We start from the raw sequence: 12324 nt of genomic DNA on the forward strand, positions 1-12324 counted from the left end.
GCGAAATATTCGTTAACCTGTTAACGTTATAATTAATATGTTAACAATCGTCAAGCGTGGCAAAATGCGCTGGCAGTGGTTAGCCGCCGCAAACCGGCGCAGGATGAAAGTCCTTGCACTGCCAACACGCAAACAAGAAAGAGAACCGAGCGATGATCGATCGTCAGACGATCCCCAATATCAACATCGGTCAGGTCTACGACCAGCGTTACAGCGATGCCGAAGTGCACTACGACAAACTCGGCAATCTGGCTGAGTTCTTCGGCCGCAATATGCCCGTGCACCGACACGACCGGTTCTTCCAGGTGCATTACGTGAAGAGCGGTGCGGTGCGGGTCTATCTGGATGACCAGCAATACCTCGAGTCGGGACCGATGTTTTTCCTCACGCCACCGACGGTGGCCCATTCCTTCGTCACCGAAGCGGACGCCGACGGGCATGTGTTGACGGTGCGCCAGCAACTGGTCTGGCAGTTGATCGATGCCGATCCGAGTCTGGCGCCGGGCTCGCAGTTGCCAGCGGCTTGCGTGGCATTGGCGGGGCTGGCACCACAGTTCCAGCCCGAGGCCAGGAGACTGGAGTTTCTGTTCGAGGAACTGTGCAACGAGATCAACGGCGACAAGCCAGGGCGGGGGGCGGCCTTGGAGAGCCTGACGCGATTGATCGTGATCAGCCTGCTCAGGCTGTGCGCCAATTCCCTGGAAGCCCGCCCGGCACGCCATGAAGACTTGCGGATCTTCCACCGCTTCAACGAATTGATCGAAGACCATTACCTGCAGCACTGGCCGCTGTCGCGCTATGCCGATGGCATTGGTGTTACCGAGGCACGGCTCAATGATGTCTGCCGGCGCATTGCCGACCTGCCGTCCAAACGTTTGATCCTTGAACGGCTGATGCAGGAGGCCAAGCGTCTGTTGTTGTTCACTGGCAGTTCGGCCAATGAAATCTGCTACCAGCTGGGCTTCAAGGACCCGGCCTATTTCAGTCGGTTTTTCCAGCGTTATGCGCTGGTGACCCCTGGGGAGTACCGCCTGCGGCAGTCGGGTTTGCGCTGAGGTAGCCATGTTTGCTTCTCGATAGGCGCCGAGTGTCTGTCGAGCAATCATGGTCGCAGCCGGTGCCCTGAAAAATGGCTTTTACAGGGAACCGATTGCACTTTTCATGGGCGGCTCACCACAAGGCCAGGCTGTAGCCGATGATGATCCGGTTTTCGTCTATATCGCTGGTCAGGCCGTTGCTTGAGCGAAGAGTGGCGTTGCGTAGCCGCACATTGACGTTCTTCAGCGGACCACTCTGCACCGTGTAAACCAGGTCGGTGTCACGCTCCCATTCCCGACCGTTACGCACGGTGGAGGTTTGCACATGAGAGCCGTCGACATAGCGAGTCATGAAGGTCAGCCCAGGCAGGCCCAGGGCCGCGAAGTTGTAGTCGTAACGCGCCTGCCAGGCGTCGGTCTCGGCCTTGGTGAAGACGTTGATGGTCACCAGGTTTACTGAATATGGGTCCAGGCCCGGAAAGGCGAAGTCGCCGTCTCCGGAGAGATTCTGGTACCCCAGGCCGAATTTATGGGCACCCATCGACAGGCTTACCATGCCGTTGAAAAAACGGTTGTCGATCTTGCCGCCATCGACCCTGGATGGACTGCGCAATTCATGGTTGCCTTGTTCGCGAGTATCGAAATAGCGCAAATCGCTGCGCAGATTCACACCTTCTGCCAAGGGCAATTCATGCACCAGACCGATGAAGTGCTGGCTGTAGATGTCCTGCATCCGGGCGTAATAATAGGTCGCTGCCAGGTGTGGATTGATCGCGTAGGTGCCACCGGCCAGATCGAGATGGCTGCTTTGCACACCGGCGTAACTCATCTCGTCATTGCTGGAGGAGTCTCGTAGGTTCTGCTTTTCCAGGCGGCCCAGATTCAGGGTCAGGCCGTCGACTTCCTGGGAGGTGACCAGCTCACCGCTGTAGGTTGAGGGCAGCAGTCGGGTGTCGTTATAGGCGGCCACGGGCAGTTGCGGCTGTAGGGTGCCGAGTTTGAGCACGGTCTTCGATGTTCGCAGCTTGGCGGTCAGGCCCAATTCGCTGTAGCTGTCCTCTGGTTGCTGGCTGGCGCCAAAGGGCAGCAAGCCGGTGCCTCGACGATCGCGACTGGAGTCAAGTTTCACCCCGAGTTCGCCCAAGGCATCGACCCCGAAACCGACCATGCCGTCGGTGTAGCCCGACTCCAGGCGTAATACAAAACCCTGGGCCCACTCTTCGGCCTTGTTCTGTGGTGCGTTGCTCTGACGAAAGTCTCGGTTCATGTAGAAATTGCGCAGGTCCAAACTGGCTTTACTGTCCTGGACAAAATCAGCGTGAGCGCTAAACGGGCTAAACGCGGCGCACAGGGCAACGCTTGCCGCCGTGCGAAGGAGGCACGAATGCATGAGGGGGGTCCTTTTGTTGTTTTTGTAGGTATCACCCCCTATTCGGTAAGGGGTGTCATATAGTTAACATCTTATCTATTATTTGCGTAGCGTTTTTTTCAGTTTTTTCAGAAGAAATAGGGGTGGTGGCGATTATTTTTTATCTGAGATCATTGATTTGTTTATAAGTTAATGATGTGCTGCAGAGGGGATGTTGCATGCACTCTGTGCCGACTCTAAGCTTTGACGCTTCGACCTCTTTTTCCGCGTGAACCATGCCGACCCCCAGACCGTCCCTTACGCTCACCTTGTTGCAGGCCCGCGAAGCAGCCATGGCATTTTTCCGGCCGTTGCTCAACGAACATGATCTGACTGAACAGCAATGGCGGGTGATCCGTATCTTGCGTCAGCACGGCGAACTGGAAAGCCATCAACTGGCCAATCTGGCATGCATCCTCAAACCGAGCATGACCGGCGTGCTGTCCCGGCTGGAGCGCGACGGTATCGTCCGGCGCAGGAAGTCGTCCGAAGATCAGCGCCGGGTATTCATCGCCCTGACCGAGCAGGGGCAGCAGTGTTTCGTCGACATGAGTGCGGGGATGGAAAGCAACTACTTGAAGATTCAGGAGCAGTTCGGCGCGGAGTCGCTTGAGCAGTTGCTGGAACTGCTCAATAAATTGAAGAACATCAAGCCCTGATTGACGCAATGTCCTGTATTTGACATCCCCTCCGAGCAAGTCAAAAAAGTCCATTGCCACCATCCGATCACCAGGAAATTGAGCGCACGCTAAGATTGCCTGCAAACGTTTCGATACCAATGAGGCAACCTCACGGGGCTCCGTAGTGAACATCGACACCCGCATCAAATTCCGTCACCTCGTGTGCTTTCTCGAAATGGCTCGTCAGGGCAGTCTGGCGCGGGCGGCGGATGTGTTGGCGGTGAGTCAGCCAGCGATGTCGAAGACGCTCAAGGAGCTGGAGGAACTGCTGGCGGCAAGTCTGTTTATACGCAGTAAAAGTGGTGTGAACCTGACCGAAGCCGGGGTTGCCTTTTTGCGTTATGCCGGGCCCTCGGTGCAGGCGCTGCGTGATGGGGTGAATACCTTGCGCGGTGGCGAATATGCGGCAGGCACGGTTCGACTCGGCGTGTTGTCGACAGTGGAAAGTTTGCTGGTGCCTGAGGTTGTACGGCGCTTGCACGAGCGCCATTCGGCGCTGGTGGTGAGTGTGGTGACCGGGCCAAGCGCCTATTTGTTGTCGCAGTTGCGAGTGGGCGATGTGGACCTGGTGGTCGGCCGTATGACCGATAGCCCGGAGATTCAGGGGCTGACCTTCGAGCATCTGTACAGTGAGTCCATGACACTGGTGGTGCGTCCCGATCATCCCTTGCTGGCCGAGCCACTGGAGCGTAGCGCCCTGGAAGATTTCCCGCTGGTGCTGCCGCTGGCAGGGACGACGATTCGCAAATATGCCGATAGCCTGTTCGTGCAATGCGGCATCAGCCAGTCGCGGCAGCGCCTGGAAACCTTGTCCGTGACCCTGAGCCGTCGTTATGTGTTGTCCAGCGAGGCGATCTGGATCGCGCCTCTGGATGCCGTGCGCCTGGATCTGGCAAGCGGCGAACTGCTTGAGATCAACCTGGGGCAGCGCGAACCGGGTGGTTCGGTGGGGATTTCCAGTAACGCCAGCTTGCCGTTGTCACTGGCGGCCCAGTGGTGCGTCGAGGTGCTGCGCGAGGTAGGGCAGGCGTATCGCGAAGGGTCTTATCCATAACCATTTGGTTATGTGTTGAGGGTGGCTTTTCAATATTCCCCAGCCTTCTGTTGTTTGAAACTGCGCAGGTAGTGCTCCATAAATCAAACAACAGGAGATCGACATGTCTGATGCAGACAGCAGTCGTTTCGTTATTCGTGACCGTAATTGGCACCCCAAAGCCCTGACCCCTGATTACAAAACCTCTGTCGCCCGTTCTCCACGCCAAGCCTTGGTGAGCATCCCCCAGTCGGCCAGCGAAACCAGCGGCCCGGATTTCTCTCTCCTGAAGATGGGGCGGTTCGATAACGACCTGCTACTCAACTTCAATAATGGTGGGCTGCCGGTGGGCGAGAGGATCATCGTTTCCGGCCGGGTCTGTGATCAATATGGCAAGCCCATCCCGCATACCCTGGTGGAGATGTGGCAGGCCAACGCCGGTGGTCGCTACCGGCACAAGAATGATCGCTACCTGGCACCACTGGACCCAAATTTCGGTGGTGTCGGCCGGGCTCTGACCGACCGTGACGGCTACTACAGCTTCCGCACCGTGAAACCCGGTCCGTATCCTTGGCGCAACGGTCCGAATGACTGGCGCCCGGCGCACATCCATTTTTCCATCAGCGGACCATCGATCGCCACGCGCCTGATCACCCAGCTGTATTTCGAAGGCGATCCACTGATCCCGATGTGCCCGATCGTCAAGTCGATCGCCAATCCAGAGGCGGTACAGAGCCTGATCGCCCGGCTCGACATGGGTAATGCCAATCCGATGGATTGCCTGGCCTATCGCTTCGACATCGTGCTGCGCGGCCAGCGCAAGACCCACTTCGAAAACTGCTGAGGAGTCCGTCCATGCCTATCGAACTGCTACCCGAAACCCCTTCGCAAACGGCCGGCCCCTATGTGCATATCGGTCTGGCCCTAGAGGCTGCCGGCAACCCGACACGGCCGGAAGAAATCTGGAATCAGATGGCCAAGCCGGGTGCCGAGGGCGAACAGATTCTGCTGATCGGTCATGTCTATGACGGCAACGGTCACCTGGTACGAGACTCGTTTCTGGAGTTTTGGCAGGCCAATCATGAAGGGGTTTACGACCCGGTCTTTGACTCGGAAAAAACCTTCAACAGCTTCGGCCGAACCGCCACCACCTTCGATGCGGGGGAGTGGACACTCAATACCATCAAGCCGGGCGTGGTGAACAATGCCGCCGGGGTGCCGATGGCGCCGCACATCAATGTGTCGCTGTTTGCCCGCGGGATCAATATTCACCTGCAAACCCGGCTGTACTTTGCCGATGAGCCACAAGCCAACGCGACGTGCCCGGTGCTTAATCTGATCGAGCAACCGCAGCGTCGAGAAACGCTGATAGCGCAGCGTTGCGAGGTGGATGGCAAGGCGGCTTATCGTTTCGACATACGTATTCAGGGGGAGGGTGAAACGGTGTTCTTCGATTTTTAAAACCCGCTTCGCGCCGAGCCAGCGAGTTCAACGGGCCAAGCGTGCAGACAACAAAAAGCCGCTGCCACCCTCACAGGGCGGCAGCGGCTTTTTGTTGTTACAGGTTACTTGCTATCAGGCAGCGCGTAAGCGATCACATAATCGCCGCGATCGGGCGACTGACGCGCACCACCCGCGGTGATGACAACGTACTGCTTGCCTGTTTTCGGCGACACATACGTCATCGGGCCACCCTGGCTGCCCACGGGTAGCCGGGCTTTCCAGGCCTCTTGTCCGTTGGCGGAGTTGAAGGCGCGCAGGTAGTAGTCCTGTGTACCGGCGATGAACACCAGGCCGCCCTGGGTGGAGAGCGTACCACCCAGCGTCGGCATGCCGATCGGCAACGGCAGATGCATCTTGATACCCAATGGGCCAGTGTCCTGGACGGTGCCGACCGGCACTTGCCACGCGACTTTCTGGGTTTTCATGTCGATCGCGGTCAGTGTGCCAAAAGGCGGTGCCTGGCAAGGGATGCCGGCAACCGACAGGAAGCGGTTCTTGTTCACTGCATACGGGGTGCCTTTGAGCGGTACTGCGCCCATGCCGGTGTTCAGTGCTTCACCACCGGAAGAGGTCTTGGCATCTTTCTGCGCCGCAATCATCTGGATCCACAGGCCCAGACGCATGTCGTTGACGAAGATAAAACCGTGTACCGGGTCAGTCGAGATACCACCCCAGTTCATCCCTCCCAGCGAGCCCGGGAAGCTCAGCGAGATATCGGTGCCTGGTGCGGTGTACAGCCCGTCGTAACGCATTTTCTTGAACGAGATACGGCAGAGCAGTTGATCGAACGGCGTTGCCCCCCACATGTCCGACTCGGTCAGCGTTTGCGCGCCGATCGCTGGCATGCCCACCGATTTCGGCTGAGTCAGCGAGTAAGGCTCGTTCGGGATGTTCGAGGTTTTGACCGGAACCTCTTCAACCTTGGTCAGCGGCTTGCCGGTGGCGCGATCAAGCACGAAGATCTGGCCGGCTTTGGTGCCGATCACTACGGCGGGCACCTTGCTGCCGTCGGCTTTGGTGAAGTCGATCAGGCTTGGCTGCATGGGCAGGTCGAAATCCCACAGGTCGTTGTGGACGGTTTGGTAGACCCACTTTTCTTCGCCGGTTGTTGCGTTCAGTGCAAGAACGGAAGCGCCGTACTTGTGGTTCAGTGCCGTACGTTCCACACCGTAGATGTCGGTGGACGAACTGCCCATCGGCAAGAACACGGTGTTCATTGCCGGGTCGTAGGACATCGGTGCCCAGCTGTTGGGCGTGCTGCGCACGTAGGTGCTGCCGGCCGCCGGAGCCTGCTTGTCTTCGGGGTTGCCCGGGTCGAATGCCCAGCGCATCTCGCCGGTGACGACGTCGAAACCACGGATCACGCCACCTGGCATGTCGGTTTGGACGTTGTCGGCGACACGGCCGCCGACAACCACGGTGGTCCCGGCCATCAGCGGTGCCGATGACAGCTGGTAATAGGAATCAGGGACGTCGCCAAGACCTGCTTTCAGATCAACCTGGCCGTTGTTACCGAAGCCCTGGCAGAACTCCCCTGTATCGGCGTCCACTGCAATCAGGCGCGCATCGATGGTGTTGGTCAGCAGACGGCGCTGGCAGTTGGCGCCGGCCGGTATCGACACGGGTTTGACAGGTGTGCTGCCGTCAGCAGGCTGGGCGAGCGCAGCGGTAGCGTCGAAGTAGGCGATACCGCGGCAACGCTGCCAAACACGGGTCTTGGCGTTGATCTCGTTCTTCCACAGCTGTTTACCGGTATCGGCATCCAGTGCGATGAGGTTGTTGTGCGGGGTGCAGATGAACACCTTGTCGCCAACCTGCAACGGTGTCATCTGATCTTCGGCGCCATTGCCGTCGCTGATCGCGATGTCCCCGGTATTGTAGGTCCATGCCGGCACCAGCTTCGAGACGTTGCTACGGTTGATCTGGTCCAGAGCGGCGAAGCGGCCGCCGCCTTCGTCGTTACCGTAGTGTTCCCAGTTTTTCTGGGCCTTGGCAGGGTCGACCGTGGTCAGGCCAGGGCCGTCACCGGTCGGCGAAACAGGGGCATGGGGTACGAACATACCGGCACCACCTGCAACGATGGCGACTGCCAGCACACCGCTCAGAGCGTAGCCACTGCGACCGCTGGCCAGGCTATTGGCCTTGCGCAGATGGGGGTAGACCAATGCCACCAACAGGCTCAGCACGCCCAGGGCGAACAAGCGAGAGATCAGTGGCCAGAAGTTCAGTCCGACATCCGCCAGCGCCCAAATCACGGTCAGCACCATCACCGCCGCGAACAGCCAGGCACCCTGCAGACGCTGCTTGAAGAGCAGTACCGCAGAGACGATCAAACCGAAACCGGCGAGCAGGAAGTACCAGCTGCCACCCAGCGTGGCGAGGTAGCCACCACCGGTTGCGAAGAATAATCCAAATACCAGCACACCGAAGGCGACGACCCAGATGGGCCAGCGGCTGACGGATGCCGAAGGTCGAGACTTAGTCATGTTGCATGATCCTACTGACGCATGAACGTTTGTGGGGAGGGTTAAGAGCAGTGAAGGCAAGTCTGAAAATAGTTGTTAACTATTTGGTTAATTGCGCAAAGATATCAAAAAAAGCGAGCCCTGCGACAAATTGTCATTTGCCGGAAAGGAGAAACACTGTTGCGAATACGGTAACAATCGAGAGAAATGCCCCTGAACACACGGGGCGAGCTGGCGAAGATTGCCTTCAGCCAGGTGTGATTGCCTACCGCAAAGAGCGATAGGCAATGGGGTCGACGTACGCCGATTGCAGGTCCCGCTCCGGGATTTCCCAGATGATTTGCTTTGGCGGCGTTTCTTTGGAAGCCGGGTTGTTGAGGTAGCTGTTTGCAGCGCCAGAGAACGCTCCACCGTCTTTGGCGAAGTTACCCACGGGGGCGCCCAGTGCCTGCTGCAGAAACCCTGCGAAGTTGGAGTTGCGTGAGAATGAAGTGCCGATGAGCGCGGTGTTGGGGAGGTCGGCATCGCCAAAAAGGTCTGCCTCAGTGTCAGGGTTGGCGGCCGACGTAACGGGAAGTTCGTGGGTGCTGGTTTGGGCGACCATGTCGGGTGCGGGTTGCCATTTGAGCGGCAGCCAGTCGATTCCCGCCAGATGGACCAGATCGCCAGGTCGAACCGCGAGCGGGGCATGACGTTCATTGAACGACCTGCTTGGCGTGGCGCTGATGCCCAGGGTCTTCAGGCGCTGTGTGATGGCATCGGCCGCCGTTTTCGCGCCGGATTCGCTCCAGTGCGTATCGGTGCGCAACCAGGCACTGGCCCCCAGTGGCGTCAGCGCAGCGGTGAGGTCCAGATTCGACACGCCGCCCGCATCCAGCTTTGAGGTCCAGGCCTGGATGCGTCCTTCGAGAGCAGCTGGGCGGTGCAGTGTGCAACGCTGCTCGGAAGCGATGCGGCTCTTGTCTGGAACGATGACCACCAGCAGGCTGATACCACGCTGGGAGAGCTGCTGCTTCAGGTCAATCACGGCCTGGGCTTTGGCATCGGCATTGCGCTGCGCTTGATGATTAACCTTGAGCTCATCGGCCAAAAACAACCAGCCAGGACAACCTGAGTGAACCCTCGGCCCGGTGTCACTGAGGAGCAGCCAACTGACTCCGCGCTCCAGCTTGGCGAAGGTCGTGGGGAGGTGAGCGTTCGACAGTTCCTTGGCGAGTCGATGAGTGATATCGCCGTCAAGAATCTGCGAGGTCTGCACTTCACCGGGTAACAGTGAGATCTGCCCTGAAACGATCAGATGGCCAGAGGACAGCAGTCCGACGAACAGGAATATCAGCAGCGCCACGCCTGCCAACCGACTGCTGCGAATCGCCAAATCATCTGGCTGAGTAGGGAGCGGGGGAGGCTTTAGGGTTGTCATCAGAATTGGAAGTACAGGAAGGGTACGGTTTCGCGACTGGCGATCAGTGCGAACGACAGCATGAAACCGGCGATGGGCCAAAGGGCGGTGGTGTGGAGCAATAGGCCGCCCAGTCGTTTCTCACAGTAAGGGTGCAACAACGGTGCAACGACACCGAACACCCCCAGCAAACCCGCAAGGCCGTGTACCGGGCGTAGGGTCGCGGACAGTTCGTCACCGAGGGCAATGCCCTGCAAGCCGAACTGTCCGGCATACAGGCTCAGCGCGCTATGAAAGTCGGGGGCGCGGAACAGTGTCCAGGCCAGGCAGACGAACAGCAGGGTCAGCCCATGGGAAAACACTGGCTGTAACGGGGGCAGGGTAGAGCTGTTCCAGACACGATTCACACACAACGCAATACCATGGGCGCTGCCCCACAGCAGATAATTCCAGCTATCGCCACCGTGCCAGAGGCCGGCGATGGCCATGATCAGGAACAGGTTGCGATAGGTTTTCCAGGTGCCGTTGCGATTACCACCCAGCGAAATATACAGATAGTCACGCAGCCAGCTGGACAGCGACAAATGCCAGCGGCGCCAGAAGTCCTGGATGCTGTTGGCCAGATAGGGACGGTTGAAGTTCTCGGGAAAGTGGAAGCCCAGCATCAATCCAAGACCAATGGCCATGGCGCTGTAGCCGGCGAAGTCGAAGAACAGTTGCAAGGAGTAGGCAAGGCAGCCGATCCAGGCGTCAGAGAAACTTGGGTTCTGCACATTGAACGCCACATCGACCACCGGCGACAGGGTGTCGGCCACCAGGACCTTCATGCTCATCCCGACCATGAACCGGCGTGCGCCCAGCGAGAAATTCTGCCAGTTGAAGTGACGCTGATTCAGCTCACGCCGAACCCAGTCATAGCGAATGATGGGACCGGCGACCGAATGGCCGAACATCGAAATATAGGTGGCGTAATTAATGAAGCTGCGTTCGGCCGGCACGGTGCGGCGGTGTACATCCACCAGATAGGAAATCGCCTGCAAGACGATAAACGATAGCCCGGCCGGCATGATGACTCGCTGCCAGTCCAGCGGCATGGCGCCAGACCAGGCAAGGGCATCGATCAACGTACCGGCGACGATGTTGGCGTACTTGTACCAGCACAGCACCGCCGTGTTGAGCACGATCAATGTCACGAGTAGCCGCACGCGACCCTTGTCTTTTTCCCGCAAGGCGTCAATCAGCAAGCCGCCGGCCCACGCCGTGATCGTCAGCACCACATGCACTGCGAGGAACCGAGGGCTCAACCAGCCATAGAACAGCCAGCTGCCGATCAGTAACGTGACATTGCGCCAGGCGGCTGGGCACACTGCATAGCTGCACAAGAACAGCGGCAGGAACAACGTCAGAAACTCGAGAGAGGCAAAAACCATGGTGGTGGCGCGATCCGATCAGTGGGCCAGGACGTCAGTCGCGAGCAACAGGTGCGGGCCATTTGCACCAGGCAGCAGCACAACGCTGTAGCGCTCGCCGGCCTTGAGCTGGCCGAGGTCGAGTGGCGCACCGACATTGGTTTGGGCGCAGACCAATTGAACCGATAGGGTGACCGGGTTGATCGCTCGGCGTTGCACGCTGCCGTCGGCCACCTCCTTGAACAGGTCGGTATTTTTCCCCGCAGCACGCAAACCGGCCTGGGTGCACGCTGGATCGGCGCTGATAAACGCCAGCGAGGCTCTCAGGCTATTGAAATCGTCGGGTTGCTCACGGATGACGACCTGACGGATACCTTGAGCGCTATCTGGCAAAGCGATCACACTGGCGAATTCGCCTGCTGCCACCTGGATGTCCAGCGGCTGGCTTTTGCCGTTGCGTTCCAGGGTGCCCTTGATCGGTTGGTTGGCGGGCACGGGCAGGTAGTCGGACACGGCATTCGAACCCTCGAGCCTGAGGCTGGCCCGCGAGCCTTCGGCCAGCAGCTGCAAGGGGCGGTCGGCGGCGTTGATAAAGCGCAAGAAGGCCGAGTCCTGATCCGGGCCCGTCGGGTACAGGGCAATGTCGGCGGCCTGGGCGTGCAGGCTCAGCATCAAGGGCGCGAACAGCGCCCAGCCACATGCGGATCGAGTCATTTGCCGGCTCCTGTGCTGCTGACGGTGTCGGCGGGCAACTTGGCCAACGCACCACCAATCGCAGTGCCCCAGGCTTGATAACCGGCAACGGTAAAGTGCTGCCCATCGGTGGTGATCCACTGCCCGGGTTTGGAGAACGTCAGCGAATCGATGTAGGTGCAAGGCGCCACGTTCGCGGCTAAAAACTGCGACATCAACTGGGTGCGGGCATCATTCTTCTGGTACATGCCACCGGCTTTGCCCCAGGCCGGGCCCACCCAGGCGCAACGGGTCCCGGTGGCCGCGATGGCCTTGGCCAGGCCGGTGACGCTTTGCCATGCCCAGGCCTTCGGAAACACGGGCTTGTCGTAGGACGCCATGGTGTCGCCGATGATCAGTACCACCAGGTCGGGCTTGTCGGCGGCGATCAGGTCCTGGATCGGTGTGGTGGTGGCGTCACGACCCTTGATCACCATCTTGTCGTTGCCTTTGCGCTCGGCACCGCAGTCGACCTTTTTACTGATCAGCCAGTCGCCGGCGCTGGCGCCACAGGCACCGATGGAGTGAACCAGGGCGCCTTGGCGAGTCAGGTTGTCGTGCAGCGGCTCCAGCAAATGGTCCGCGAGGCTCATATGGCTCTCCCCAAGAACAAGGAGCGTCAGGCCGGCAAGGGCAGAAGTGGGCATCGGAAACTCCA

General features: G+C 59.1%; 11 protein-coding genes. 5 read left to right on the forward strand and 6 right to left on the reverse strand.

Annotated features, from left to right (window positions below; genetic code table 11):
- Positions 1–152 precede the first annotated feature (152 nt).
- Positions 153–1055, forward strand: a complete 903-nt coding sequence (gene hpaA, locus FFH90_RS13995) for a 4-hydroxyphenylacetate catabolism regulatory protein HpaA (protein WP_138867381.1) — start codon at positions 153–155, stop codon at positions 1053–1055.
- A gap of 115 nt (positions 1056–1170) precedes the next feature.
- Here hpaA and FFH90_RS14000 read toward each other — a convergent pair whose 3' ends face one another.
- Positions 1171–2427 carry an OprD family porin gene (locus tag FFH90_RS14000; protein ID WP_018927926.1) on the reverse strand — a complete coding sequence of 419 codons (1257 nt, stop codon included), beginning with the start codon at positions 2425–2427 and terminating at the stop codon, positions 1171–1173.
- A 254-nt stretch (positions 2428–2681) separates the two neighbouring features.
- Between FFH90_RS14000 and hpaR the strand changes: the two genes are divergently transcribed.
- From hpaR to pcaG, 4 genes are all read left to right on the forward strand, one after another.
- Entirely contained in the window at positions 2682–3104 is a 423-nt protein-coding gene (gene hpaR, locus FFH90_RS14005; RefSeq protein ID WP_026286558.1) for a homoprotocatechuate degradation operon regulator HpaR, read from the forward strand.
- A gap of 145 nt (positions 3105–3249) precedes the next feature.
- Positions 3250–4179 (forward strand): pca operon transcription factor PcaQ, encoded by a 930-nt coding sequence (gene pcaQ / locus FFH90_RS14010; protein ID WP_018927929.1) that lies wholly within the window; start codon positions 3250–3252, stop codon positions 4177–4179.
- 103 nt (positions 4180–4282) lie between these two features.
- Positions 4283–5002 carry a protocatechuate 3,4-dioxygenase subunit beta gene (gene pcaH, locus FFH90_RS14015; protein ID WP_138867382.1) on the forward strand — a complete coding sequence of 240 codons (720 nt, stop codon included), beginning with the start codon at positions 4283–4285 and terminating at the stop codon, positions 5000–5002.
- An 11-nt stretch (positions 5003–5013) separates the two neighbouring features.
- Positions 5014–5619, forward strand: coding sequence for a protocatechuate 3,4-dioxygenase subunit alpha (gene pcaG, locus FFH90_RS14020; RefSeq protein WP_018927931.1), 606 nt, complete (start codon positions 5014–5016; stop codon positions 5617–5619).
- A 104-nt stretch (positions 5620–5723) separates the two neighbouring features.
- Here pcaG and FFH90_RS14025 read toward each other — a convergent pair whose 3' ends face one another.
- From FFH90_RS14025 to FFH90_RS14045, 5 genes are all read right to left on the reverse strand, one after another.
- Positions 5724–8147: a glucose/quinate/shikimate family membrane-bound PQQ-dependent dehydrogenase gene (locus FFH90_RS14025; RefSeq protein WP_138867383.1), complete on the reverse strand. Its 2424-nt coding sequence runs from the start codon at positions 8145–8147 to the stop codon at positions 5724–5726.
- Positions 8148–8391: 244 nt separating this feature from the next.
- Positions 8392–9546 carry a cell division protein FtsQ gene (locus FFH90_RS14030; RefSeq protein WP_168206164.1) on the reverse strand — a complete coding sequence of 385 codons (1155 nt, stop codon included), beginning with the start codon at positions 9544–9546 and terminating at the stop codon, positions 8392–8394.
- Entirely contained in the window at positions 9546–10955 is a 1410-nt protein-coding gene (locus FFH90_RS14035) for an MBOAT family protein (RefSeq protein WP_028940804.1), read from the reverse strand. The genes FFH90_RS14030 and FFH90_RS14035 overlap by 1 nt, the downstream gene beginning before the upstream one ends.
- Positions 10956–10973: 18 nt before the next feature.
- Positions 10974–11648, reverse strand: coding sequence for an alginate O-acetyltransferase AlgF (locus tag FFH90_RS14040; RefSeq protein ID WP_018927935.1), 675 nt, complete (start codon positions 11646–11648; stop codon positions 10974–10976).
- Positions 11645–12313, reverse strand: coding sequence for an SGNH/GDSL hydrolase family protein (locus tag FFH90_RS14045; RefSeq protein ID WP_138867385.1), 669 nt, complete (start codon positions 12311–12313; stop codon positions 11645–11647). The genes FFH90_RS14040 and FFH90_RS14045 overlap by 4 nt, the downstream gene beginning before the upstream one ends.
- Positions 12314–12324: the final 11 nt, after the last annotated feature.

Source organism: Pseudomonas sp. ATCC 43928 (assembly GCF_005938665.2).
Lineage (GTDB): Bacteria > Pseudomonadota > Gammaproteobacteria > Pseudomonadales > Pseudomonadaceae > Aquipseudomonas.